This window comes from Sporomusa aerivorans (assembly GCF_041428895.1).
GTDB classification, from domain to species: Bacteria; Bacillota; Negativicutes; order Sporomusales; family Sporomusaceae; genus Sporomusa; species Sporomusa aerivorans.
In genome coordinates, this window is record NZ_CP156926.1 from 3,864,299 (window position 1) to 3,889,501 (window position 25,203).

The 25,203-nt window shown below is 44.0% G+C and carries 27 protein-coding genes; all 27 read right to left on the minus strand.

The genetic code is table 11. The annotated features are described in order from the left end of the window. Window positions 1-4: 4 nt before the first annotated feature. Entirely contained in the window at window positions 5-2,722 is a 2,718-nt protein-coding gene (gene infB, locus SATMO3_RS18510; RefSeq protein WP_371371215.1) for a translation initiation factor IF-2, read from the minus strand. 40 nt (window positions 2,723-2,762) lie between these two features. Continuing rightward, entirely contained in the window at window positions 2,763-3,068 is a 306-nt protein-coding gene (locus tag SATMO3_RS18515; RefSeq protein ID WP_371371216.1) for a L7Ae/L30e/S12e/Gadd45 family ribosomal protein, read from the minus strand. Then, window positions 3,065-3,328: an RNase P modulator RnpM gene (rnpM, locus tag SATMO3_RS18520; RefSeq protein ID WP_371371217.1), complete on the minus strand. Its 264-nt coding sequence runs from the start codon at window positions 3,326-3,328 to the stop codon at window positions 3,065-3,067. Before rnpM ends, SATMO3_RS18515 begins: the two co-directional genes overlap by 4 nt. Further along, window positions 3,325-4,404 (minus strand): transcription termination factor NusA, encoded by a 1,080-nt coding sequence (gene nusA / locus SATMO3_RS18525; protein WP_371371218.1) that lies wholly within the window; start codon window positions 4,402-4,404, stop codon window positions 3,325-3,327. The genes rnpM and nusA overlap by 4 nt, the downstream gene beginning before the upstream one ends. 28 nt (window positions 4,405-4,432) lie before the next feature. After that, a complete protein-coding gene (gene rimP, locus SATMO3_RS18530; protein ID WP_371371219.1) occupies window positions 4,433-4,891 on the minus strand; it encodes a ribosome maturation factor RimP in 459 nt (152 codons plus the stop codon). A 227-nt stretch (window positions 4,892-5,118) separates the two neighbouring features. Continuing rightward, window positions 5,119-8,796 carry a PolC-type DNA polymerase III gene (locus SATMO3_RS18535; RefSeq protein ID WP_371371220.1) on the minus strand — a complete coding sequence of 1,226 codons (3,678 nt, stop codon included), beginning with the start codon at window positions 8,794-8,796 and terminating at the stop codon, window positions 5,119-5,121. 36 nt (window positions 8,797-8,832) lie between these two features. Next, entirely contained in the window at window positions 8,833-9,504 is a 672-nt protein-coding gene (locus SATMO3_RS18540; RefSeq protein ID WP_371371221.1) for an MgtC/SapB family protein, read from the minus strand. Between the two features lie 177 nt (window positions 9,505-9,681). Continuing rightward, a complete protein-coding gene (locus tag SATMO3_RS18545; protein WP_371371222.1) occupies window positions 9,682-11,397 on the minus strand; it encodes a proline--tRNA ligase in 1,716 nt (571 codons plus the stop codon). 1 nt (window position 11,398) lies between these two features. Continuing rightward, a complete protein-coding gene (gene ispG / locus SATMO3_RS18550; protein WP_371371223.1) occupies window positions 11,399-12,469 on the minus strand; it encodes a flavodoxin-dependent (E)-4-hydroxy-3-methylbut-2-enyl-diphosphate synthase in 1,071 nt (356 codons plus the stop codon). A gap of 13 nt (window positions 12,470-12,482) precedes the next feature. Further along, window positions 12,483-13,511: an RIP metalloprotease RseP gene (gene rseP, locus SATMO3_RS18555; protein ID WP_371371224.1), complete on the minus strand. Its 1,029-nt coding sequence runs from the start codon at window positions 13,509-13,511 to the stop codon at window positions 12,483-12,485. Between the two features lie 26 nt (window positions 13,512-13,537). Further along, window positions 13,538-14,695 (minus strand): 1-deoxy-D-xylulose-5-phosphate reductoisomerase, encoded by a 1,158-nt coding sequence (locus SATMO3_RS18560; protein WP_371371225.1) that lies wholly within the window; start codon window positions 14,693-14,695, stop codon window positions 13,538-13,540. 24 nt (window positions 14,696-14,719) lie between these two features. After that, complete coding sequence (locus tag SATMO3_RS18565; RefSeq protein WP_371371226.1) at window positions 14,720-15,547, minus strand: phosphatidate cytidylyltransferase; 828 nt, start codon at window positions 15,545-15,547, stop codon at window positions 14,720-14,722. 9 nt (window positions 15,548-15,556) lie between these two features. After that, entirely contained in the window at window positions 15,557-16,339 is a 783-nt protein-coding gene (locus tag SATMO3_RS18570; protein ID WP_371371227.1) for an isoprenyl transferase, read from the minus strand. A 115-nt stretch (window positions 16,340-16,454) separates the two neighbouring features. Next, on the minus strand, window positions 16,455-16,625 hold the full coding sequence (locus SATMO3_RS18575; protein WP_371371228.1) for a DUF362 domain-containing protein: 171 nt from the start codon (window positions 16,623-16,625) through the stop codon (window positions 16,455-16,457). A gap of 3 nt (window positions 16,626-16,628) precedes the next feature. Further along, on the minus strand, window positions 16,629-16,829 hold the full coding sequence (locus tag SATMO3_RS18580; protein ID WP_371371229.1) for a hypothetical protein: 201 nt from the start codon (window positions 16,827-16,829) through the stop codon (window positions 16,629-16,631). A 3-nt stretch (window positions 16,830-16,832) separates the two neighbouring features. Next, window positions 16,833-17,393: a ribosome recycling factor gene (gene frr / locus SATMO3_RS18585; protein ID WP_371371230.1), complete on the minus strand. Its 561-nt coding sequence runs from the start codon at window positions 17,391-17,393 to the stop codon at window positions 16,833-16,835. Beyond that, a complete protein-coding gene (gene pyrH / locus SATMO3_RS18590; RefSeq protein WP_371371231.1) occupies window positions 17,393-18,118 on the minus strand; it encodes a UMP kinase in 726 nt (241 codons plus the stop codon). The genes frr and pyrH overlap by 1 nt, the downstream gene beginning before the upstream one ends. Before the next feature lie 99 nt (window positions 18,119-18,217). Next, complete coding sequence (gene tsf, locus SATMO3_RS18595) at window positions 18,218-18,865, minus strand: translation elongation factor Ts (RefSeq protein WP_371371232.1); 648 nt, start codon at window positions 18,863-18,865, stop codon at window positions 18,218-18,220. A gap of 71 nt (window positions 18,866-18,936) precedes the next feature. Then, on the minus strand, window positions 18,937-19,635 hold the full coding sequence (gene rpsB, locus SATMO3_RS18600; RefSeq protein WP_371371233.1) for a 30S ribosomal protein S2: 699 nt from the start codon (window positions 19,633-19,635) through the stop codon (window positions 18,937-18,939). Between the two features lie 187 nt (window positions 19,636-19,822). Continuing rightward, window positions 19,823-20,395, minus strand: coding sequence for a DUF6115 domain-containing protein (locus SATMO3_RS18605; protein WP_371371234.1), 573 nt, complete (start codon window positions 20,393-20,395; stop codon window positions 19,823-19,825). An 18-nt stretch (window positions 20,396-20,413) separates the two neighbouring features. Then, window positions 20,414-20,755 carry a hypothetical protein gene (locus SATMO3_RS18610; protein ID WP_371371235.1) on the minus strand — a complete coding sequence of 114 codons (342 nt, stop codon included), beginning with the start codon at window positions 20,753-20,755 and terminating at the stop codon, window positions 20,414-20,416. Window positions 20,756-20,804: 49 nt separating this feature from the next. Beyond that, a complete protein-coding gene (locus SATMO3_RS18615) occupies window positions 20,805-22,427 on the minus strand; it encodes a DUF342 domain-containing protein (protein ID WP_371371236.1) in 1,623 nt (540 codons plus the stop codon). 47 nt (window positions 22,428-22,474) lie between these two features. Further along, entirely contained in the window at window positions 22,475-23,236 is a 762-nt protein-coding gene (locus SATMO3_RS18620; RefSeq protein ID WP_371371237.1) for a FliA/WhiG family RNA polymerase sigma factor, read from the minus strand. Between the two features lie 20 nt (window positions 23,237-23,256). Beyond that, a complete protein-coding gene (locus SATMO3_RS18625; RefSeq protein ID WP_371371238.1) occupies window positions 23,257-23,577 on the minus strand; it encodes a hypothetical protein in 321 nt (106 codons plus the stop codon). A 16-nt stretch (window positions 23,578-23,593) separates the two neighbouring features. Next, window positions 23,594-24,079 carry a chemotaxis protein CheD gene (locus SATMO3_RS18630; protein WP_371371239.1) on the minus strand — a complete coding sequence of 162 codons (486 nt, stop codon included), beginning with the start codon at window positions 24,077-24,079 and terminating at the stop codon, window positions 23,594-23,596. Further along, entirely contained in the window at window positions 24,079-24,699 is a 621-nt protein-coding gene (locus SATMO3_RS18635) for a chemotaxis protein CheC (RefSeq protein ID WP_371371240.1), read from the minus strand. The genes SATMO3_RS18630 and SATMO3_RS18635 overlap by 1 nt, the downstream gene beginning before the upstream one ends. A gap of 35 nt (window positions 24,700-24,734) precedes the next feature. Then, window positions 24,735-25,199: a chemotaxis protein CheW gene (locus SATMO3_RS18640; protein ID WP_371371241.1), complete on the minus strand. Its 465-nt coding sequence runs from the start codon at window positions 25,197-25,199 to the stop codon at window positions 24,735-24,737. Window positions 25,200-25,203: the final 4 nt, after the last annotated feature.

The following is a 25,203-nucleotide window of genomic DNA, read 5'->3' on the forward strand; positions in this document are numbered from 1 at the left end:
ATACTTAAGCCCGCGGCGCGACTTCTTCCATAGTAAATGCTTCAATAATGTCGCCTTCTTTAACATCGCGGAACTTCTCAATTGTAATACCACATTCATAGCCCTGGGCGACTTCTTTTACGTCATCCTTAAAGCGGCGCAATGACTCGAGTTTCCCTTCATGAACAACGATACCGTTTCTGAGCAGCCGCACCTGGGCTGTGCTGGTTATTTTTCCTTCAACTACATAGGAGCCGGCCACAACAGCTTTAGGAATAGAAATTACCTGTCGCACTTCAACCCGCCCTAAAATGACTTCCTTAAATTCAGGCGCCAGCATACCGGTGATAGCGGCTTCTACATCGTTAATAGCATCGTAAATAACCCGATAAGTTCTTACATCAATCTTTTCATTGTCTGCGGCTTTCCGGGCATTGCCGTCAGGTCGGACATTAAAACCGATGATAAGAGCATTGGAAGCAGCCGCCAGCATGACATCAGATTCGTTAATAGCGCCGACGCCGGCATGGACAATGCTCACCCTTACCTCTTTATTTTTAATATTTAACAAAGATTGACGAAGAGCTTCAATCGAGCCTTGAACGTCGGCCTTCACAACGATGTTAAGATCTTTCAGGTTTCCTTCCTGAATTTGTTTAAACAGATCATCAAGCGAAACTTTTTGTGACTGTTTAATTTCTTCACTCCGTTTTTTAGCCACGCGTTTCTCAGCTACTGCTCTTGCTGTTCGCTCATCAATAGCAACCAAAGTATCCCCGGCCTGAGGTACGTCAGCAAGCCCCAATACTTCTACAGGTGTTGCCGGCTCTGCTTTCTTTATTTTCTCACCGCGGTCATTAGTCATGGCTCTTACTTTACCATAAGCAGTACCCGCAATTATGGTATCACCAATTCTTAGTGTGCCTTTCTGTACCAGAACAGTCGATACCGGTCCGCGGCCTTTATCAAGCTTAGCCTCAATAATTGTTCCGTAAGCTAAGCGGTTGGGGTTTGCCTTAAGATCAAGCATTTCAGCCACTAACAAAATCATTTCCAAAAGGTCATTGATACCAGTTTTTTGATGGGCAGACACGGGCACCATAATGGTATCCCCGCCCCAATCTTCCGGTATAAGCTGGTGTTCTGCCAATTGCTGTTTTACACGATCAGGATTAGCACCCGGGCGGTCCATTTTATTAATTGCAACAATTATAGGTACTTTAGCAGACTTAGCATGGTTAATGGCTTCAATAGTCTGCGGCATAACCCCATCGTCAGCAGCAACAACTAAAATCGCAATATCAGTGACTTGAGCTCCGCGGGCCCGCATGGCAGTAAAAGCCTCATGACCGGGAGTATCTAAGAATACGATTTTTTTACCTTGGCACATGACCTGATAAGCACCAATATGCTGAGTAATACCGCCTGCTTCTTGCGATGTAACGTGAGTTTTCCGGATACTATCTAACAATGAGGTCTTGCCATGGTCAACATGGCCCATAACAGTTACAACCGGCGGACGGTGAACCAGATCTTTTTCGTCATCCTCAATTTCCGGGATTTCTGTGGGATCTTCTTCCGGCGGGATAGCTTCCACAGTAACGCCAAATTCTCCGCCTAGGATGGTTGCGGTATCAAAATCAACTTCCTGATTAATACTGGCCATTGTTCCCAGCATCATCAGCTTTTTAATGATTTCGCCTACTTCACGCCCCATTTTGCCCGCAAGTTCTTTAACTGTAATCGATTCACCAATTTTAATGCTCTTAGGCTTTGGCATTTCAGCCTTTGGCGCAGCTTGATTTCTTCCAGGCTGATGTCTGTGCTGGTTCGTCCGTTGCTGAGAATTTCTGTTACCTTGTCCAGGCCCGCTATTATTGCGTGAGCTATTATTATTGGGCCGGCGGTTATTATTCTGAAACTGGCTATTTTGCTGGCCTTGCGGTCTATTGTCCTGACCTGCGGGCCGATTAAACGGCGGACGTTGTTGGCCTGTCTGCTGAGCTGCAGCTGCAGGTCTTTGCGGCGGACGCTGCTGTTGATTGTTCGTGTTCGGTCTGTTCTGTTGTTGGCTATTGTAATTAGGTCTGTTCTGCGACTGTTGCTGGTTATTGTAGTTTGGCCTGTTCTGCGATTGTTGCTGGTTGTTGTAGTTTGGCCTGTTCTGCGGCTGCTGTTGGCTATTGTAATTAGGGCTGTTCTGCGACTGTTGCTGGTTATTGTAGCTTGGCCTGTTCTGCGATTGTTGCTGGTTGTTGTAGTTTGGTCTGTTCTGCGGCTGTTGCTGGTTGTTGTAGTTTGGCCTGTTCTGCGGCTGTTGCTGGTTGTTGTAGTTTGGCCTGTTTTGCGGCTGTTGCTGGTTGTTGTAGTTTGGTCTGTTCTGCGGCTGTTGCTGGTTGTTGTAGTTTGGCCTATTCTGCGGCTGTTGCTGGTTGTTGTAGTTTGGCCTGTTTTGCGGCTGACTATTAGCATTAGCAAACGCTTCTTTAGCTGCTGGTTGCATGGTTGTGCGCTGATCATTCCTTACTGTTGCTTGGACAGCCTGATTGAAACGACCCGCAGCACCTTGATCGGGTTCTCCTGTTTTACGGGCAAAAGTTCTTTCAATTGCCGTTTTTGCATCTTCATCCACACTACTCATGTGATTTTTGGCAGCAATGCTATGACGCCCCAAAATATCTATAATAACCTTACTGGTTGTATTATATTCTTTAGCCAATTCATATACTCTGTATTTGGACATTGATCCACCCCCATTTTCTTTCTCTCCCACAAAAAACCGCTTACTCTTCTATGGCTCGAACTAACGGTTTAACGAAGCCATTATCAGTAATAGCTACCGCCGCCCGTAATGCCTTACCAATCGCACCGCCCATCTGTTCCTTTGACAGTGCATAGTAGGTAGCGATTTCCCGGGAATCTGCCTGATACTGATACTCTTTTTTCGTAGCATCGGAAGCATCTTTGGCAATAATCAACACTTTGGCCTTACCTGACTTGAGCGCACCTTGCACGGCAAAATCACCGGAAACAATCTTACCCGCTTTTTGAGCCAACCCTAAAACGGACATTACCTTCTGTTCGTTCATTCTACGATTCCGGTCTTTAAAGCATTATATACGGCTTCGTCAACTTGATGTTTTAGAGCTTTTTCAAGCCGTTTCTCTTTAAATGCTTTTGTCAGACACTGCTCGCTACGACACATATACGCACCCCTCCCGGCCTTTTTGCCAGTGGGATCAAGCACAATTTCCCCATCAGGAGTTCTGACTACTCGCATCAATTCTTTTTTTGACTTCATAGTCTGACAGCCTACGCACATCCTAAAAGGAATTTTTTTGGGTTTCACACCAATTCCTCCTGCGCTGGGGTGACTTGTGAAACTGGTGATTGGGCAGCCTGCGATTCGCTCTTGATATCAATCTTCCAGCCAGTAAGCTTTGCTGCCAGTCTGGCATTTTGGCCTTCTTTACCGATAGCCAGCGATAATTGATAATCCGGTACAACAACTCTTGACATTTTTTCGGCTTCCTGCACTTCCACCGAAAGCACGCGTGCAGGACTTAAGGCATTTGCTATATATTTTGCCGGATCGGCATTCCATTTGACGATATCGATTTTTTCACCTTTTAGCTCATTAACGATTGTCTGTACCCGCATCCCTTTATGCCCTACACAGGAACCGACCGGATCGACAGTTTCGTCACGGGAATATACGGCTATTTTGGACCTTAATCCCGGCTCACGTGCCACAGATTTAATCTCAACAATACCGTCATGTATTTCTGGTACTTCGAGTTCAAATAAGCGTTTTAAAAGGCCGGGGTGTGTACGCGATACCAATATTTGCGGCCCTTTAGTCGTTTTCTTAACTTCCACAATATATGTTTTTAGTCGGTCACCATGTCTGTATATTTCGTCAGGTATTTGTTCAGATGGCCCTAAAATAGCTTCCGCCTTGCCCAAATCGATAAACACATTCTTTTGCTCAATTCGCTGAACAATACCTGTCACTATATCACTTTCCCGATTGGAGAACTCTTCATAAATCATACCCCGCTCGGCTTCCCGGATGCGTTGAACGACTACCTGCTTGGCCGTTTGCGCGGCAATTCTGCCAAAGTTTTTTGGTGTAACTTCCAGTTCCACAATATCTTCAAGCTCGTATCGTGGATCAATTGCTTTGGCCTCACTAAGCGATAGCTCGAGCCGTGCATCACTGACAGTCTCCATAACGTTTTTGCGAGCGTATACATGTATCTCGCCGCTGGTTCTGTCCAATGAAACTCTTACATTCTGCGCTGAGCCAAAATTGCGTTTATACGCTGAAATCAAAGCGGCTTCAATGGCATCAAATAAGACTTCAGGTGCTATCCCTTTTTCTCTCCCTAACTGTTCAAATGCCTGCATAAATTCTGCGTTCATACAATTCCCCCCTATTCAGTTTTCACTGTTAAAACTCAATATAAAGTCTGATTTGAGCAATCTTTTCCCTCGAAATACTGACAGGCTGCTCATTCATATTTATACGGACCTCGCCATCAACCAAACCAAGCAGGTTACCGATAAGTACTTTTTTACCATCTACGGGCTCATACAACTTTAATTCCACTTTATCGCCGGCGTGGCGGATAAAATCTTGTTCCTTTTTGAGAGGCCGGTCTAGTCCTGGTGATGAGACTTCAAGATAATAATGATCTTTTATTAGATCACTGTCATCCAGTTTTGCTTCCAACTGTTCACTTACCCACTGGCAGTCGTCAATTTCAATACCTGCTTCTTTATCTAAAAAGACTCTAAGATACCAGTCATGTTCTTTAACATATTCCACATCTACCAATTCAAGCGCGCTACCAGCTATAATGTCAGACACAATTTTCTCAACAACTGATTCAATCTTCGCTTTTGACATGATTTATAACACCTCCAATTACACAATTTAAGCGACAAACAGTTCTTACTTTTTATTGTTGCCTAATATCCTACCCCTCATACCTAATTATGGTAAGGTTGATATATGCTAAAATACGATGAAAGAGTGGGTGCCGGTACCCACTCTTAGTAAGTCAAATACTTTTATACTGCAACTATTATACCATTAAAATGGTAATCTTACAACCAATTGGAACAATTTTATTATCAGCCGAATAATTGAATCTGGTCAGTATCGTCCAACCCGTCCAAACAGCCGTGATTTTTTAAAATATCAATTACAGTTTTTGAAACCCGGCTGCGGGACCGCAAATCTTCAATAGAGGAAAAATACTTATTTGCTCTGGCAGCTACAATATTCTGTGCTGCCGAAGCGCCAAGTCCCTGCAAAGAAGCAAGCGGTGGCAGAAGACCATTATCGACGATCTGGAATTTTTCGGCATCAGATTTATATAAGTCAACCCGGTGGAACACAAAACCACGCAGGTACATCTCGTATGCCATCTCCAAAATCGTGTGTATGCTTTTCTCTTTGGCAGTCATTGCATTACCCTTTTCCTCCAAGGACGAAATCTCGGTCTTAAGTACTTTGCTGCCTTTGATGATTAAGTCGGCATCAAAGTCATTGGCCCGGACAGTGAAGTAGGATGCGTAGAATGCCAGTGGATGATGGATTTTACAGTATGCTATGCGGAAAGCCATCATAACATAGGCGACGGCGTGCGCTTTAGGAAACATGTATTTGATCTTCTGGCAGGATTCAATATACCATTCCGGCACATTTTTGGCACGTATCTTTTCAACATCATCCGGCTTTACACCTTTACCTTTTCGCACACTTTCCATGATCTTAAACGCCACCTGGGGATCAACCCCCTTATGTATCAGGTAAACCATAATGTCGTCCCTTGCGGAAATAGCCTCTGACAACTTAGCAGTACCGTTTCTGATCAGATCCTGGGCGTTATTTAACCAAACATCAGTACCATGAGAAAAGCCGCTTATGCGAACTAGTTCACTAAACGTTTTAGGTTTGGTGTCTTCCAGCATTTGCCGTACAAATTTAGTGCCGAATTCAGGGATACCAAAGGTAGCTACTGTGCTGTTAAGTTCCTCTGGTGTAAGCTGTACTGCTTTAGTTGATGAAAAAAGACTCATGGTTTCTTTATCGTCAAAAGGAATGGTTTTAGCATCAATCCCCGTGAGATCTTCCAGCATTCTTATAACTGTCGGATCGTCATGCCCCAGGATATCCAGTTTGACCAGTCGGCTGCTGATTGAGTGATAATCGAAATGGGTAGTAATCGTCGATGAATTTTTATCATCGGCAGGATATTGAATGGGAGTAAAATGATGTACATCCATATCGCGCGGTACAACCATGATTCCTCCCGGATGCTGCCCCGTAGTTCTCTTAACACCGGTACAGCCGCCGAGCAAACGATTTATATGAGCATTACGGGCTACCTGACCTTTCTCATTCAAATAGTTTTTTACAAAACCATAGGCGGTTTTCTCGGCAATGGTGGCTATGGTACCAGCTCTAAATACATTATCACGTCCAAACAATTCTTCTGTATATTTGTGAGCCACCGGCTGATAATCGCCGGAAAAATTGAGGTCAATATCCGGTACTTTATCGCCGTGGAAACCCATAAATACTGCAAACGGAATATCATGGCCGTTTTTCACCAGCCTCTCCTGACATTGAGGACACGTTTTATCAGGTAAATCAAAACCGCCGCCATAACTTCCGTCGGTAACAAATTCACTGTATTTGCATTTCGAACACCGCCAATGGGGCGGCAAAGGATTTACTTCGGTAATGCCGGTCATGGTAGCTACAAAGGACGAACCTACAGATCCCCGGGAGCCAACGAGGTACCCGTCATCCATCGATTTTTTTACAAGCTTATGAGCAATTAGGTATAGTACGGCAAACCCGTTGTTAATGATCGAGTTAAGTTCATATTCAAGCCGTTTGGATACAAGCTCAGGCAGCGGTGTTCCGTATAGGGATTCCGCCTTTTGATATGACATATATTTGATTTCTTCTTCAGCGCCGGGAATTTGCGGCGAATACAACTCTTCGGGAATCGGCTTGATATTCTCGATAAGTTCACTGATGCGCAGCGGAGCCTCTATAACTACTTCATATGCCTTTTGGGAACCAAGATAACTAAATTCAGCCAGCATTTCGTCCGTAGTCCGGAAAAACAAAGGGGGCTGTTTGTCGGCGTCGTCAAATCCCTGGCCTGCCATTAAAATCCGGCGATACACTTCATCTTCCGGATTTAAAAAATGCACATCACAAGTAGCAACAACCGGCTTGCCTAATTTTACGCCTAATTCACATACCTTTCTATTAATATCCCGCAAGCCTTCTTCATCAGCGATTTTTCCTTTTCGCAGCAAAAATTCATTATTGCCTGTCGGCTGGATTTCAAGATAATCGTAGAAGTCCGCTATTTTAAGTAATTCCTCATCACCGGCTCCCTGAATCATGGCATGAATGAGTTCACCGGCTTCACACGCTGAACCTAACAGTAACCCTTCCCTGTATTCGTTAAGTATCGCGCGGGGGATACGCGGTGTTCGATGCAGATATCTGAGATGCGATATGGATACTAGTCGGTATAAGTTCCTGAGACCAATATTGTTCTGGGCTAAAATGATAATATGGCGGGCCTGATTAATATCTTCTTCAAACAGGTATCCTTCCATACCGTAAATCACTTTAATCCCCTTGCCGGCAGCTTCCTCATAGGCTTCGGGAAAAGCCTGCACAACACCATGGTCAGTAATGGCGATTGCCGGATGCCCCCACTTAACAGCCGTCTTTATCAAATTCTTGGCTGAAACAACTGCATCAAGTGCACTCATCCGGGTATGGGCATGCAGTTCAACTCGACGAACAGGCGCCTCATCCTGCCGTTCGTCTTTTATTTCGCCGCGGCACATGCTGTCTGCGAACAAAATTAACTCATTGGCAAATCTATCATATTGAACAGTGCCTTTGACGGTTACCTGCATTCCGTTCTTGATAAGTCCTGCAGTTTTTTCGAATTGCTCTTTATTTTCAAAAAAAACTTTGCCGCTGATGCCATCTGTTAAATCAACAAGGTCAAAAGTTAGTAAAAAACGCCCTGATCTTAGTTCCTTTAGATCATGGTTAATAATTTGACCAGCTAGTATGACATTTCGGGCTTCTTCCTGAATCGTGTTTATTGGCATTGCTTCAGCCGCTCCCCGGATATTACGGCCAAAAATAATAGGACTGTCATTTGCTTTCGGCTTATCGCTTGGTGAAGCCGCTTCGGTAAGAGCTTCTCTATACTCGGGGGTTAGCAAGGCGTCATCACATTCGACTGGTTCTTCTATGTCGGTGTTCAAAAACCTGACTGTGCAGGCCCGCCCGAATTCCTGGCGTATAAACTCGTGTATGGCTCGCTCAATACCCCGTTCTGTCAGGATGGCCGTTGATAAGCCTCCCGCTGTTTCAATGGTAAGTGTATCCTCAGCATATGACCATAGGGCCCCAAGCAGTAAATGCTTTGTACCGTAATGCCCCTGCGTTATGTGTTCAACAAATTGGGGCCAATTCTCGGTTAAATATACCGTAATATCTTTTACGCTCAGGTTAAATTTTACTTTAGCCAAGCCACATTGCCGGCATAAGTGTTGCGCTGCAATAGTAAGCGCCTGATCGGAAACACTTTCAGTGGTTGTTATTTCTATTCTCCAGATCTTGTCGTCAGGATTGATTTCCACTTTATTCACCCTGGCCGCTCTTAATACTCCACGGCTACCGGCATCCAGGGGTAATTGTTCTACAAACTGAAAAAAGTTCTGGCAGTTTTCTGGTATAACACAATAGCTAGGCATCTAACCTCTCCTATCAATAACAGGTCACATGATATTTTAACACGGCTTATCGATAGAAAGCACGCCGTCAATTTCCGTTAGTTCCGCAAATATCTTTATCATATCGGCATTTGCCGGGATTTTTAAGACAAACTCAAGGTTTATCACTTTTTGTTCGTGAACATGGTGCATGGCTATGTTCTTGATACTAATACCATGTTTGCCAAAAAACATGCCGACCTGCCCCAGCTGGCCCGGCTGATCACGTATTACAATCTTAATACGGTCACAGTATTTACTGCTCCAATGACGACGCTCCATTTGCCCAAACAGGACGAGCGTCAAAAAAACTAATGCAGTGACAGCAAAACCTGCAAAAAACAAACCGCAGCCAATAGCCAAACCAATGCCGGCCACCACCCATAAGCTGGCTGCAGTAGTAAGCCCCTTGACTGTCAGCCCTTCCCGTAAAATGGTACCGGCCCCCAAAAAACCAATCCCGCTCACCACCTGGGCAGCAATCCTGCCAGGATCCTTCGTCACGGCATCATACCCGGCAAATCCGTATATTGAGACAATCATCATCAGAGTTGAGCCCACACACACCAGAATATGTGTGCGTAACCCTGCCGGTCGTTCCAGGCTCTCCCGCTCAAGACCAATTAGCCCGCCTAGAATGCACGACACAGTCAAACGTATAACAATATCCATTTCCGTAACGGAAACCATATGCTCACCTCTTAGAGACTGATCGATACCAAATAAAGAGAACACGGCTTGCACCGAGCCTTTGGCGAAGGTGGAAGCCGATGTTGCCCTTATCCAGGATGAAAGTCTACTTTCTAACAGGATAAAAAAAGCGTGATCGGCCTGTCACGCTTTTTTTAATATCTTAGCTGCATCTAATTACAATTTGGCCAGTAAGTTTTGGATACCTGCAAGATACTCATCCGGTCCAAAGTACATAGTTTCTCCTGTACGCCGCACTTTAACCTCAATAAGGTTTTCATTGACAGCTTTTGGTCCCACAGTTACTTTTAACGGATAACCAATCAGATCAGCATCCTTAAACTTTACACCGGGACGTTCATTGCGGTCATCGATTACAGCTTCTACACCATTCGCATTTAATTCTTGATATATCTTCTCGGCTAAAGCCATCTGTGCCTGATCTTTAATGCTGACCGGTACAACAACTGCATGGTACGGCGCAATAGGAACCGGCCAGATAATCCCATTTTGATCATAGTTTTGCTCAATGGCGGCAGCCATTGTACGGCTAACACCGACGCCGTAGCAACCCATCACCATCGGTTTTTCTTTACCATCATCGTCAATGAATGTTGCCTGTAAAGAAGTACTATATTTGGTAAACAGTTTAAATACCTGTCCGGCTTCAATTCCTCTGGCGGTTTTCACCGGTGCGCCGCAGCGGGGACAAGGATCGCTTGCCTGGATTAAGCGAATATCAGCAATAATAGCAGGCTTAAAATCACGGTCCGGATTCACATTAACATAATGCAGGTCGGGCTTATTGGCGCCACACACCGCATTATGCATCTTCATGACGGTAGCATCAGCAACAATCGTAACATTTTTTAAGTCAGCAAGACCAACAGGACCGATATACCCGGCTTGGCTGCCAATTAACGTTGCTATAGCCTCTTCGCTGGCCATGTTCAGTTGCAAGCAACCTACTTTATTTAATAATTTTATTTCATTTACTTCATGGTCGCCGCGAACCAGAGCCAGAACAAGACTGCCGGTATCAGTCTGATAGGCTAAAGTCTTGATCGTTTTTTCCGGATTGATCCCCAGATACTGACATACATTGGCAATCGACTTCATGCCTGGAGTTTCTTTTTCGCTTAAAGACAATGCTTCTTCTGTATCCGGAGTTATGGGATGCAGTTCAGCTTTTTCGACATTGGCGGCGTATTCACAATCGCCGCAGTAGACAATTGCCGCTTCACCCGAATCTGCAATGACCATAAATTCGTGGGAGCCACTACCGCCGATTGCGCCAGAATCGGCTTCTACCGCCCGGAAAGTAAGACCGCAACGGGTAAATATCCGCGTGTATGCATCATACATTTTATTGTAGCTTTCATCAAGTCCAGCTTCATCGCGATCAAAGGAATACAGATCTTTCATAATGAATTCGCGGCCGCGCATAAGTCCAAATCTCGGCCTGATCTCATCCCGGTATTTATTTTGAATTTGATAAAGCATGAGCGGTAACTGACGGTAAGACCGCACATCACCACGCACAATCGTAGTAATCATCTCTTCATGGGTTGGCCCCAGACAAAAGTTGCGATTATGACGGTCTTTTAACCGGAACATTTCATCGCCGTAAACACTCCAGCGGCCGGTTTCCTGCCACATTTCCGCAGGTTGAATAATCGGCATGGACAATTCCTGGCCGCCTTTGGCGTCCATCTCCTCGCGAACTATTGTTTCAATTTTTTTTAAAACACGCCAGGCCAATGGCAAGTATGAATAAATACCGCCGGCAGCCTTACGGATAAAGCCTGCCCGAAGCATTAACTGGTGGCTTATTACTTCGGCTTCTGCCGGAGTTTCTCGTAAAGTAGGTGCAAATAACTGGGAAACACGCATATTAGTTGTTAGCCTCCTTATTAAGTTTATCAAGCTCTGCAAACAATGCATTTATAAGTTCGTCTTCCGGCACTTTTCGGATAATCTCGCCTTTACTGAATAACAGACCCTCACCTTTGCCGCCGGCGATGCCAACATCAGCTTCCTTGGCTTCTCCCGGCCCATTAACTACACACCCCATCACAGCAACTGTAATAGGTTTCTTTAGATATTTCAGCTTGTCCTCCACTCTTTCGGCAATATCCACCAGGTTAATTTGGCATCGCCCGCAGGTCGGGCAAGAAACCAGTGTCGGACCATATTGACGTAATCCCAGGGATTTAAGTATTTCATTAGCAACCCGAACCTCTTCAACAGGATCTCCTGTTAACGAAACCCTGATTGTATCACCAATGCCCTGTGCCAGTAAAGCGCCAATACCCACTGCAGACTTAATAACCCCGGAGCGTATTGTTCCGGCTTCGGTTATACCAAGATGCAGAGGATAGTCGGTAGTCTCAGACATATGCTGATAGGCCTTTATAGTTAGCGGTACATCATGGGCCTTCAGGGATATTTTAATATCATGAAAGTTATACTGCTCCAGAATTTTTATATGGTTCAGGGCACTTTCAACCATAGCCTCCGGTGTTGCGTGCCCGCCATGCCTGATAAGCATCTCTTTGCTAAGGGAACCGGCATTAACCCCGATTCGTATCGGAATGTGACGCTGGTTCGCGGCCTTAACCACTTTAGCTACTTGGTCGGCATCACCAATATTTCCAGGATTCAAGCGAAGAGCATCCACACCACGCTCGATTGCCGTCAGCGCTAAACGATAATCAAAGTGAATATCGGCAATGAGCGGTATATCCACGGACTTTTTTATTGCCTCTATCGCCTTAGCAGCGTTCATATCAGGCACGGCAACGCGGACAATATCGCACCCGGCATCGATAAGCCGTTTAATCTGGCTCACGGTATCGATAACATTATCTGTACGGGTATTGGTCATCGACTGAACCGAAACAGGCGCAGTGCCACCAACAGCAATTTTTCCAATTTGAATGGAGCGAGTTTTCTTGCGCTGCATTTTCCTCACCAGCTTAAAAAAGTTTTAACCGTGCTATATCTTTAAAAGTTGCCACCACAAACAGCAACATTAATAGTGCAAAACCAATCATCTGAATGAATTGCATTTGATTTTTATTAAGCGGCTTACCCCTAAGACCTTCTACAGCCAAGGTAACAACATGCCCGCCATCCAATACGGGAACAGGCAGAAGGTTAATTAAGCCCAAATTAATACTTAAAAAGGCGGCGAACTGCAGCAGCGGGATAATGCCAAGCTGTGCGACTTCTCCCGCCATTTGCGCCACACCGATGGGTCCGGCAACATCAGCGGCTGTCTTACCGGTAATCATTTCCCCAATACCGACAAGCATACTTTGCGCTACGACAAAGGTTTGTTTACCAGCTAAACCCAAGGAATCCAGCACTCCCGGCTGATATTTGTCAATCTGCGGGGTAACGCCAATAATCCCCCGCTTCCCCTTCTCATCATATTCGGGAGTCAGTCGGATTGTCTTAATTTCAGAATCCCGTGAATAGCTCACTGTAAGTTCGGTATCTGCATTGTCTTGAATAGCACTCACAAACTGCCGCCATGACTCAATGCTTTTTCCATTAACAGCAGTTATCTTGTCACCAGGCAATAATCCCGCAACTGCGGCGGGCTTCTCCGGAAATACATTGCCGATAATTGGCTGGTTGGACGGAGTGTCGATGCCTGCACTTATAAACACGAGAAATAGCAGGATTACCGGTAAAACAAAATTCATTGCAGAACCGGCAACAATTACCAGCATCCTGGCCCAAATAGGCTTTGCGCTGAAAGAGCGCTCATCCTGCTCTTCGTCCGGGTCCATGCCGGCGATTTTATTAAAACCGCCTAAAGGTATAATACGAATTGAATAGACTGTTTCACCGATTTTTTTACTTATCAGCTTAGGACCAAAACCTATGGCAAATTCGTCTACTCTCATACCTACACTTTTGGCGGTAATGAAGTGACCCAGTTCATGAAATAGGATTAATAACCCGAAAACAAAAATAGTCGCAACAACTGTTGACAAATTTTCACCAACCTTTCAAGTATTGGTTATACCTTGATGTCATTTACCGCAGTGAGCGAACATTGACGCGCCCATGTATCTGCAGAATGTACTGCCGGTAAGTCAGGACTCTCTGTTAATGTGTGTTTTTCCATAGTGTACCTGATTATTTGAGCAATATCAAGAAATTTAATTTCCCCTGCTAAAAAGGCTTGCACGGCTATTTCGTTCGCCGCATTAAATACACATGGCATTGTTCCCCCACGCTTACCCGCCATATACGCAAGTTTCAGCGCCGGAAAGGTTTCCACGTCTGGGTTGGCAAAAGTCAGCGCCGATAGCGAACTGAAATTAAGCCGCGGCACCTTTGATTCAGAACGCTCCGGGTAAGACAGTGCATAGTGAATTGGCAAATGCATATCGGGTAATCCCATTTGAGCTATTACACTGCCATCAATATATTCAACCATAGAATGAATTATACTTTGCGGATGAACACATACATCAATTTGATCATACTCAACACCAAACAGCCATTTTGCCTCTATCACTTCAAGTCCCTTGTTTGCTAAAGTCGCCGAATCAATAGTGATTTTGCGGCCCATTGACCAATTGGGATGACGTAAGCAATCTTCAATCGTAACGTTAGCCAGTTCAGCTGTTGACCGTCCGTGGAAAGGTCCGCCGGATGCAGTTAAAATAATACGCCTGACAGAGCTTTTTTTCTCGCCTTGGAGGCATTGAAAGACAGCACTGTGTTCACTATCTACCGGATAAATATGAACATCATGCGTGCGGGCCAAAGACATGACAATTTCACCGGCAGCAACCAGTGTTTCCTTGTTAGCTAAAGCAATGTTCTTCCCAGCCTTTATCGCAGCAACCGTGGGCTTTAGTCCCGCAAATCCCACAAGCGAGGTCAAGACAGTATCTGTTTGAGCATTGGTTGCAGCCTCTAAGAGGCCATCTTCCCCTGCTAGTATCGTAGTAGTACCTTTATATATCTTGGTAAGGCGGTCAGCAGCTTGTTTATCAATCAGCACTGCCAGCCTAGGCCTATAATACTCAATCTGTTCAGCCAGCAGCTGTTCATTCTGGTAGGCGGCCAGGGCTGTTACGCTATACTTGCCTGGGTTAGCAGCAACTACATCCAAAGCCTGTGTACCAATCGAACCAGTGCTTCCCAAAATTGCGACATGTTTCATTATAAAAATCTCCTACTATAATTTCTAAGCAACAAAAAATACACGTACATAATAATATACTACCGGTACGGAAAACATGATAGCATCAAAGCGATCAAGAACACCGCCATGTCCAGGTAAAATATTGCCTGAATCCTTAACTCCGGTAAACCGTTTCAGGGCAGATTCCGCAAGGTCGCCAAGCGGCGCAGCAATACCCACAAGTAATCCAATAAAGAGCGAATGAAATAACGGTAAGCCTATCAAAGTGCCGATAGCAGCAACTCCCGCAATACTGCCAATTAAGCCGCCAGCGGCTCCCTCGTATGTTTTTCCCGGACTGATGGCAGGACACAACTTGCGCCGGCCAAACGACGAGCCGACAAAATAAGCAAAAGTGTCACTGGCCCACGTACCGAGAAAAGCAAGCCAAAGGTAGGCCGCACCTGTTGACAAAGGGCCAAGAGCCGTAGCTATATAACCGTTTTGCTCGGTAAATCTAAGCAATAATAAATGTGAAAACGGTAAACTAATGTATAATGTCCCTAAGACGGTAAAGGCGGCACCGCTCATGTCATAACTTGAATGAGAAATAACTGCTTTTGACATGGCAAGTAGAACAATTAACAGTATTACTGCAGCTACTTCCTGTCCATTACCTAGCCAAACACACCCCTGAATTAGAATCACCCCAACAAAACCAAAACCGTACTGAACATTTATCTTTTTCGTCTGCATCATCTGAGAAAATTCATGCCACGCAACTAGGGCCAAAAGGGTTATGGTTGCTGCAAACAACCATGCACCAAAATTAATAATGTATACTGCTACCGGTATCCCGATGACCGCAGTTAAAACTCGCTTACCAAGCAATATAGGCACCTACCGTTTTTTTGTATTTTTAATACCGCCAAATCTGCGTTCTCTTTGTTGATAGTCACGAATTGCCTGTACAAAATGAGCAGGCTTAAAATCAGGCCAATTGATATCAGTGAACCAGAACTCAGTGTAAGCCATTTGCCATAGCAGAAAATTACTAATGCGAAAATCCCCGCTTGGTCTGATTAACAAATCCGGCGAGGGTAGATCAAAGGTATATAAATGCGCTTCAATAGTACTTTCATCAATATCCTCTGTATTCAATTCTCTGCCTTTCACTTTTTCGCTTATTATTTTAACAGCACGCGTCAATTCTGCTCGCCCGCCGTAATTTACGGCCAGGTTAAAAATCAAGCCAGTATTGTGAGCAGTTTGCGTCTGAGCTTTTTCAATCTTTTTTTGTAAGGCAACGGCTAACCCGTCGATATGACCAATAAATCTAATTTGAACATTATTATTGTGTAATTCAGTGATCTCATTATCAAGATAATCAGACAATAAGTTCATCAGCAAATCAACTTCATCAGCTGGACGCCGCCAATTTTCAGTAGAAAAAGCATAAGTCGTGAGAACTTTTATACCTAATTCAGATGCGGTTTTCACAATCTCTCTCAGAGTCTCGGCGCCAGATCGGTGCCCCAAGGCACGAGGCAACCCCCTTCTTTGAGCCCATCGCCCGTTGCCATCCATGATGATGGCAATATGCTGCGGTAATCTAGAGACGTCAATATTATTATAGATATCCTGTTTAGTAGTGCTCATCTTACTAAGCCACTTTTTCCACACACTAAGCCCCTCCACTAAACTTTAGCTGTAATCATTACCAGAATTATCCCCGGAATCAGGCAAAGCTAGCCGCCAAATATCAAATTTAAACCCCCTCTTGCGAGGGGGATTTAAATTATTCCGGAGCTATAATTGCACCAGTCGGGCAAACAGCCGCACAAGCGCCGCACTCCACACACTCGTCGCTGATGCTGTAGATAGGTTCACCTTCTTGGATAGCGCTTACCGGACAGGTAGCAGCACAGGAACCACAAGCAACACATTCATCTGTAATTTTGTAGGCCATTACTTAGAACACCTCCTTTCCCATTTTAGCAGCAGCAATTAAATTATAACTACCATCAGCATCTAATTGCTGCCGAATAACATAAAGTGTATCTGTGAGTTGCTGAATATTCCGTGAAGGCTTCGTGACTGTAACGGAATACTTTATATTGTTTTTTTCCAACATAGCAATTACGTTCAATAATGGCTGAGCAACTGTATCCACTAACTACACTTCCATTATTTCTTTTTCTTTTGCTGTCATTATATTGTCTACTTCTTTAATAAACTTATCAGTCAGTTTCTGAATGTCATCCTGTGCCTTTTTAGCTTCGTCTTCAGAAATTGCTTTGTCTTTTTCACCTTTTTTTATGTTATCATTCGCATCACGACGGAGATTGCGAATTGCCACCCGGCATTCTTCCGCTTTTTTGTGAATAACTTTCACAATTTCAGCCCGCCGCTCCTGGGTAAGCTGCGGTATTGACAAGCGGATAACCGTTCCATCACTATTCGGCATTAAGCCCAAGTCGGATTTTTGAATAGCCTTATCAATGGCATTAATCATTGATTTTTCCCACGGTTGAATGACAATAATCCTCGGCTCGGGGACGGAAACGTTAGCTACCTGATTAACCGGTGTGGGTGTTCCATAATAATCAACCATAACTTTTTCCAAAAGCGATGGTGTCGCTCTACCCGCCCGCAGACTGCCATATTCCTTCCGAAGAACATCTAATGCCTTCTTCATTTTGTCTTCATGGGTCGAATAAATTTCCTTAACTGTCATTATTTTTCTCCCCCAACGATAGTTCCTATATCTTTGCCTAAAGCAGCTTTTAAGATATTGCCGGGCTCATCGATACTAAATACTACAATAGGAATTTTATTGTCCATACACAGTGAGGTAGCTGTTGAGTCCATAACGCCAAGCCCGCGCTGTAATACTTCAATATACTCAAGTTCTTTAAATTTCTTCGCGTCCGGATTGTGCCGAGGGTCAGAATCATATACACCATCGGTATTCTTTTTCGCCATAAGTATTACATCTGCCTCAATTTCAGCAGCTCTTAAAGCAGCCGTTGTATCAGTTGAGAAATAAGGATTTCCCGTACCGGCGGCAAAGATAACAACGCGTCCCTTTTCCATATGGCGAATAGCCCGACGGCGAATATACGGTTCTGCCACCTGCTGCATATTAATAGCGCTCTGAACTCTGGAATCCACATCACAATGCTCCAGTGCATCCTGTAGCGCCAATGCATTCATAACGGTTGCCAGCATCCCCATATAGTCTGCCGTGGCACGGTCCATGCCTTTAGCACTGCCTGCAAGGCCGCGCCATATATTACCCCCGCCAACGACAATGGCTACATCAAGATCGTTAGCTTTTATTTCTTTAATTTCTTTAGCAATAGAGTCAACAACAACTGGATCTATTCCATAGCCTTTATTACCTGCCAAGGCTTCACCACTTAATTTTAAAACCACGCGCTTATATTTACCAGCGAGCAATAGGGGGAACCTCCTTTTGATTGTATTTCTACAAATAGTGTATAAATCCTTTATTTGGTACACACTTTTTTAGAAAAAAGAGAACACAAAGTGTTCTCCTTATTTCTTAACTGCCGCCATTACTTCAGCTGCAAAATCATTGGCCTTTTTCTCAATACCTTCGCCTAATTGATATCTGGTAAAACGGCGAACAGAGATGTTTTCACCAATCTTAGCCACACTCTCGGTGATAAGTTGAGTTATTGTCTTATCAGGATCTTTAATAAAAGGCTGTTCTAATAAGCAGTTTTCTTTATAATATTTCTCTATGCGGCCATCAATCATTTTATCAACAATGTGAGCAGGCTTACCTTCATTAAGCGCCTGGGCTTTCAATATTTCCCGCTCATGATTCAAGATTTCTTCCGGCACTTCCTGACGGGAAACATAGCCAGGATTAGCTGCTGCAATTTGCATGGCGATATCACGAACAAGACCTTTAAATCCATCCGTTTTTGCCACAAAGTCAGTTTCGCAGTTTACTTCAAGCAGAACGCCGATACGTCCGCCGCCATGTATGTAAGCTTCTACAAGCCCTTCTGAAGCCACCCGGCTAGCTTTTTTAGCGGCAGCAGCCAAGCCTTTTTCCCGTAAGAAGTCGATAGCCTTTTCCATATCTCCGTTAGTTTCACCTAATGCCTTTTTGCAATCCATCATGCCAGCACCAGTACGCGCGCGGAGTTCTTTAACCATTTCAGCCGTTATCATTTCTAATCCTCCTAACTATTATTAAAGGTAAGAGGGCAAGAGCCCCTTACCTTTATTTTGCAAATAATAGTTTACTCTGCCATCTGCTCGCCTTGACGGCCTTCCAGAACAGCATCGGCAACTTTTGCGGTGAGTAACTTAACAGCACGAATTGCGTCATCGTTACCGGGAATAACATAATCAATTTCATCAGGATCACAATTGGTATCAACGATACCGACAATAGGAATTCCTAAGTTGCGTGCTTCTGCTACTGCAATACGCTCTTTGCGCGGATCAATGATGAAAAGCGCGCCCGGCAATTTATGCATATTTTTAATACCGCCAAGGAATTTTTGCAGCCTTTCCATTTCATGGCGTAATGTGATTACTTCTTTTTTGGGTAGAACCTCGAACATGCCTTTGGCTTCCATATCTTCAAGTTCACGCAATCTATTGATGCGTCTTTGAATAGTCTGGAAGTTAGTCAGCATACCGCCGAGCCATCTTTCATTGACATAAAACATATCACATCTGATAGCTTCTTCTTTTACAGCTTCCTGAGCTTGCTTTTTAGTACCTACAAACAACAGTGTACGGCCCTGGGCAGATAAATCACGTACGAAATTATATGCCTCTTCTACCTTCTTAACCGTTTTCTGCAGATCAATAATATAGATACCGTTCCGCTCCGTAAATATGTACGGGGCCATTTTGGGGTTCCACCTTCTGGTCTGATGACCGAAATGTACACCAGCTTCCAAAAGTTGTTTCATTGAAATAACTGACATAAATACACCTCCTGTTTTTTTCCGCCGCAATCCGCATTTTTTGTCTTCACCAGTTATGGCACAGCGACAAAATTAGATTTGCGTGTGTAATAATAACACCGAAAAGTAGTATAGCATAACTTGCTGACGATAACAAGTCAAATTCGTAACAAATTCTATTTTTTCACTTTTTAGTATGTCGCCATTCCTACTTCTTATTCAATTGCAGAAGCAGTATAATCTCACCTTTCCCCATTCCAGTTGCTTTTGCGATCTCGGTAACGTTATAGCCTTGATCGGCCATTGCCATAATAAGACGGTGTTTTTCCGGAGTTACCCTATCGGTTTCATCATGATCAATTATATCGGACTCATTGGCTAACTCAGCAGTATGATTAATCACTTCACTTTCCCGTTGCGTTTCCATAACGGGAATGGTATCCTCTTTGTCTTCAGGCAACGCAGGCTCAATCTGCTCAAATACAAGTCGTCTTTCCTCCAAATCGGCAAGCTTGTTAATAAGGTCATTGGCATGCTCCACCTGCCGGCTAAGCATGCCAATCTTTGTTTCCGCTTCTTCAAGTAACAATTCAAGATGTGCTGTCTCGTCTTCGAGTCGGCGGATAATACTGTCAGCCGTCTGTTCGAGCTGTTCGGTAAACTCGCTGGCCGGAGCCGAAATATTCAAAGTAAACATTTTAATAATCATTTCTTTTTTAAATACAAACAAAAGAACAATAATTAAGATAGCTGAAAGTGACAGAATAACACCCGTAAACAAAATATCACCCCTGCAAATCTAGGTTTTTATATCAACTACATGTCCAAGTATCGGATCCTGGGTTACCGCTGCGTCTTCCGGGTTTTCTTGATTTGGTGAATCGCTTAGACTGGAACTGGTTTCATAGTTGCCGCGTCGATAATTATTCCGTTTATCCTTGGTTTCATCACGCTTAACTTTGCCACCTTCACCCTTATTTGCTCCCTGAACCTGCTGTTGCCGCATCTCTGCTGTTTTTTGCATTTGTTCGGCAAGTTGCTGTTGCTGCACCGTATTTTGCTGAGCTAAAGTATTTTGCTGTTTTCCGACTTCTGTTGCTTTGGGAATAAGAACCTGCATGTCAATAGGTCTGATAGTCATCTACATCACCATCCAATCAGGAGTTAACGATTGTTGGTATTTTTTCCTGCTATTTATAAGAGCCTGTTTTTATTTCCCCGTCTTCAGCATAGAAGTTTGCAAATTTAACAGAATCCCGGATCGGTCTGACAAGGGTTCCAATAACTAATTTCACCCCGGGATGAACTGTATCGGATACTTTAACATGCCCATTGCGCATCTCTTCTAAAGCTATCTCTATTTCAGTAAGCCGGTTCCGCATATTCTCTATCTGACCAATCAAATGAAATTGAGCCTTAGTCAGTTTTAGGAGCATCTCCCGCTTATCAGGAGGCAATGTCGCCTGATCCATCCCCCGCAATATTGTAAGAGCTTTTTGTGTTTGATCAAGATTAATCTCTACTTTTTTAATCTCTTTCCTTAAAGCCTGGTATTCTTCCCGTAATTTAGGATTTACCCCAACTTCAATATCGGTGTTCGTAGCAGAAATAGTACCTATTGTCTTTGCCCGGATCTCTTCACCGGCAGATATTTGCCCGCCTACAATCAGTCCGCGTTTTTCTTCAACAATAACCCGCTTGGCGGCACTAACCCTGCTATGAAGAATAACATCACTGACAATAACATCTTTACCTGCATACACGGTTGCATTTTCAATATATTTTGCAACTACATTTTCGGCCGCATGTATGTAGCCGCGGTTCATACCTTGAATGCCCATGCGCACGATCACATTTTTTCCCTCTATGATTCCGCCGCTGACATTACCCGCGATTTCCACACTGCCTTCCGCTTTCACCGTAAAACCTGTCTGGACTGAGCCTTTAACAACTACACTGCCGATAAATTCAATGTTGCCGGTAGATAAATCAACATCACCTTTAACCTCAATCAACGGTATTACACTGATCTTTTTATTTGCTAAAACCAGTTGTCCGGCCAGAGCAGCATGAATTTTCAGACCATCAACAGCATAGACGTTTTTACCTGTCGGCAGCATTATATCCTTCCCTGGTTTTGCCAGAACCTCATTACCAAGAATATCAGTTCCGGGCGTACCGGCTGTAGCCGGAACCTTCTCCGCCAGGAGTGCATCTTTTTGCACTGTGATAAACATATTAAGATTTTTATAGTCAACCCGTCCGTCTTCCAGTTCTGCCGGCCGTCCTTGGTTTTCCAAATCGATAAAATAAGTGATTTGGGCGGTAATTCCATCTATTGGCCGCAATCCCTGGGCACATACAACGGTACTGCCGGGTCTGGTATTCGCTTTCTCAATTGCGGTGTTATCGATGCCGTAGATAATGCCGGCACTCTTTATTTTGTCCATAATTTCATCAATAGTAACGGGCCGGCAGCCTTGGGGCTTATCCACCTGTAGTGTGGCTTCCATTCTATCACGGGAAACCAGGACTTGAATTTCCGGCTCTACTTCAACAATTCCGTCCGCAAGTTTAACTGGCGAGCCTAGTGCTTCTTTAACAATCCTGGTAAGCAAAGCATTATCCACTTTATTTATACCACGCTCTGACAAAGCCTCAAGTATTTGCGGCCCCCTGACAGCTTGCCCTTTTTCTTGAGGCGGAAAAACCGCCAAAAAGACACCGTCTTCTTCTGTGGTAATAGTAAAATATCCGTCCAGTGAATCAATTTTATCATTTGTTTGCTCTAGCAAGCGCTCATTCTCACTCATACGTCTTCCCCCATTAATAGCAATAAACTATCGGTATGACAAAGTTTCTAGACAAAACTTGACTTTAATCTCGACAGAGCACCGCGCAACCGAAAAACAGCTTTGGTATGAAGTTGTGAAATACGTGCTTCAGATAATTTCATTATTATGCTGATTTCTTTTAAGGTTAGACCTTCATAATAATAGAGACTAACTACCAAACGCTCTTTCTCAGGCAACTTGTCAATACTTTTTGCTAACATATCTTTTACTTCTTGTTCTTCAATATGCTGGGAAGGATTTGGCGTATGTTGTGAAGCGGTTTCAGTTCGGGCAAACTCCTCTAAAGGTATTAGAGTGCTGGCATTCAAATGATTGATGAGTGTATAGAGTTCATTAAGCGGAATTTTCATTGCCATTGCAATTTCTTCATCTTTAACAGAACGCCCAAGTGCATGTTCCAGTTTAGCAACCGTCTGTTCATATTGCTTTGCCTTTTGTCGAATAGTGGCTGGAATCCAGTCTTGGGCACGCAGCGAATCAAGTATTGCTCCCCTGATTCGCACTACCGCATAGGTTTCAAATTTAACCCCTCTGTCAGGGTCAAAACGTTCAATAGATTCCATAAGACCGAAAAAGCCGTTGCTAATCAAGTCATCTTTATCAACATGTTGGGGAAGGCTGACTGCAATACGTCCTGCAACCAGCTTAACCAGCTGCAGATAGTGTTCAATAAGTTTTTCCCGTGCTTCAATAGTCCTGTTATTATGGTATTCCCGCCAAAGCTTAAGTGTATTAACAGCCTTCTCTTCAGCAATATTACCTGCCATTGGCGCTTACCCCTCCATCCTTACTTTTGCGTCAAAGTTATATTTTCGAAATTCTCAGGATTCAGGGGTGTAAATTCTGATGCTGGTACCTCATCCCCATGGTCATCATTACTTACAATATCAATATTCTGACCCGTAGCTTCCATTTCGACAAGTTTTTCCTGTAAAAAACGCTCAGCAAATTGACCGCATATATATCCCAAAATTGCAAAAAGAGCAGAAGATACTCCGATACGATATATAAGAGCAGTTTCCGTAATACTGTTGAGGGCACCTACCAATAAAGTCAAGATGCTGGCAGCAACCGCCATATATAAACTCACCCGCAACTTTAGTGCCATAACCTTGCCCCCCGATTTACAATTCTTTTTCACCTTTGTCAATAGTTTTTACCCGGAAAGTACCGCTGTCTAACTTTAATTCCACAGTCCGACCATAATTGCCGCCTGTATCTTCAGCCAACAAACGGATATCCAGTTTTTTAAGGATTAATCGCACTGCTTCTGCGTTGCGTTCGCCAACTCGCATAATATCTGTTGCATTGGTAAAAGTAAACATTTGCGCGCCACCAGCTATCTTGGCTACTATTCGGGATTTTGTTCCGCCTAGCTTAATGATCTCATTCAGCATTAACGGCAGAGCAGTGTCGGCAAATTTTGCGGGGTTATCCGATGCACGGGCTTGCGTGCTGTCCGGCAGCATAATATGAGCTAAACCACCGACTTTCGCAACTGAATCAAACAAGGCAATACCAACGCAAGAGCCTAGTCCATAACTAATTAAGCTGGCAGGATTATGTCCAACTTTGAAGTCTGCCATTCCTACTTTTATTAGCTCAGCCATTATTCCTTCACCCCGATTGCCGCTAAAATTGTATTAAGGGAACCGGGATCCGGAATAAGGAAGAAGTGACCCTTAACGCCATCGTTATCAGTAGTAAACTCGGTCTCAATAACTAAAGCGTGATCACCCATTTGTCCCAACTGTATCAAAATAACACTTAATATAGCTCCAGCCATGTCAATAGCCAGCGCCGGAATAGAAGGCAGTAAAGTTAATTTGGTAAAATGAGATAAAGCGTTTAAATACGCGCCGGCTAAAATGTTCCCAATTTCCATCAGCGCTGATTCGTCCATAGAGTTAAGAAGTTGCGTTTCCCCTTGAGTCCGCCCCATTAACATGTCGACAAGATAAAAGGCACTCTCTCGCGGAAGAAGAAAAAGGATGCTGCCAGGCGCTGGACCAAAAACTCTAAGGTAGACGCCTGCCACCATGGCATCCGGGCCGCCAACCACTTCAGGTACTTCCCCAAGCGGAAGAATAGATACTTCCGGCACGGTCATATCAATTTTATTATTGATTATCTGGGATAGCGCAGTTGCCGCATTGCCAGCGCCAACATTACCTATTTCCCTCAATGCGTCTAACTGCAATGGTGATAGTTTTAATATATCTTCAGACAAGATTTGCCACCCCTTTGAAATCTGTACCTAATAAATTAGCTAGCTTTAATTTCCTGACCAATACCAATTATGGCATCTGTGTTGAGTAATATCAAAAGTCGATTTTCCAATTTGCCTACGCCGCTCAAATAATCGGCAGCAATACCGCCCACTACGGTTTGCGGCGGTTCAATATTATTTTGGTCAACGGTAGTTACTTCCGACACAGCGTCCACAATCATCCCCACTGTTATATCTTCTACCTTGATAATAATGATCCGGGTGTCATCGGTATATTCCTGCGGAGGCAGATTGAGCCTCTTCTTTAAGTCAATTACGGGTAACACACTGCCGCGTAAATTCATTACACCCTTTATGTAGTCAGGAGAATGCGGCACACGGGTAATTTCTGTAATTCGCTTAATTTCCTGGACTTGGAGAATACTTACACCATATTCTTCACGTCCAAGTTTAAATACAACCAATTGAATTTCATTTCCGGAATAAGTTAGTTCAGACATGCTC

Coding starts and splice junctions, on each gene's coding strand:
- infB (WP_371371215.1), bottom strand. CDS start 2,722: ATGTCCAAATACAGAGTATATGAATTGGCTAAAGAATATAATACAACC.
- SATMO3_RS18515 (WP_371371216.1), bottom strand. CDS start 3,068: ATGAACGAACAGAAGGTAATGTCCGTTTTAGGGTTGGCTCAAAAAGCG.
- nusA (WP_371371218.1), bottom strand. CDS start 4,404: ATGAACGCAGAATTTATGCAGGCATTTGAACAGTTAGGGAGAGAAAAA.
- rimP (WP_371371219.1), bottom strand. CDS start 4,891: ATGTCAAAAGCGAAGATTGAATCAGTTGTTGAGAAAATTGTGTCTGAC.
- SATMO3_RS18535 (WP_371371220.1), bottom strand. CDS start 8,796: ATGCCTAGCTATTGTGTTATACCAGAAAACTGCCAGAACTTTTTTCAG.
- SATMO3_RS18540 (WP_371371221.1), bottom strand. CDS start 9,504: ATGGTTTCCGTTACGGAAATGGATATTGTTATACGTTTGACTGTGTCG.
- SATMO3_RS18545 (WP_371371222.1), bottom strand. CDS start 11,397: ATGCGTGTTTCCCAGTTATTTGCACCTACTTTACGAGAAACTCCGGCA.
- ispG (WP_371371223.1), bottom strand. CDS start 12,469: ATGCAGCGCAAGAAAACTCGCTCCATTCAAATTGGAAAAATTGCTGTT.
- SATMO3_RS18560 (WP_371371225.1), bottom strand. CDS start 14,695: ATGAAACATGTCGCAATTTTGGGAAGCACTGGTTCGATTGGTACACAG.
- SATMO3_RS18575 (WP_371371228.1), bottom strand. CDS start 16,625: ATGGCCTACAAAATTACAGATGAATGTGTTGCTTGTGGTTCCTGTGCT.
- frr (WP_371371230.1), bottom strand. CDS start 17,393: ATGACAGTTAAGGAAATTTATTCGACCCATGAAGACAAAATGAAGAAG.
- tsf (WP_371371232.1), bottom strand. CDS start 18,865: ATGATAACGGCTGAAATGGTTAAAGAACTCCGCGCGCGTACTGGTGCT.
- rpsB (WP_371371233.1), bottom strand. CDS start 19,635: ATGTCAGTTATTTCAATGAAACAACTTTTGGAAGCTGGTGTACATTTC.
- SATMO3_RS18610 (WP_371371235.1), bottom strand. CDS start 20,755: ATGACTATCAGACCTATTGACATGCAGGTTCTTATTCCCAAAGCAACA.
- SATMO3_RS18615 (WP_371371236.1), bottom strand. CDS start 22,427: ATGAGTGAGAATGAGCGCTTGCTAGAGCAAACAAATGATAAAATTGAT.
- SATMO3_RS18620 (WP_371371237.1), bottom strand. CDS start 23,236: ATGGCAGGTAATATTGCTGAAGAGAAGGCTGTTAATACACTTAAGCTT.
- SATMO3_RS18625 (WP_371371238.1), bottom strand. CDS start 23,577: ATGGCACTAAAGTTGCGGGTGAGTTTATATATGGCGGTTGCTGCCAGC.
- SATMO3_RS18630 (WP_371371239.1), bottom strand. CDS start 24,079: ATGGCTGAGCTAATAAAAGTAGGAATGGCAGACTTCAAAGTTGGACAT.
- SATMO3_RS18640 (WP_371371241.1), bottom strand. CDS start 25,199: ATGTCTGAACTAACTTATTCCGGAAATGAAATTCAATTGGTTGTATTT.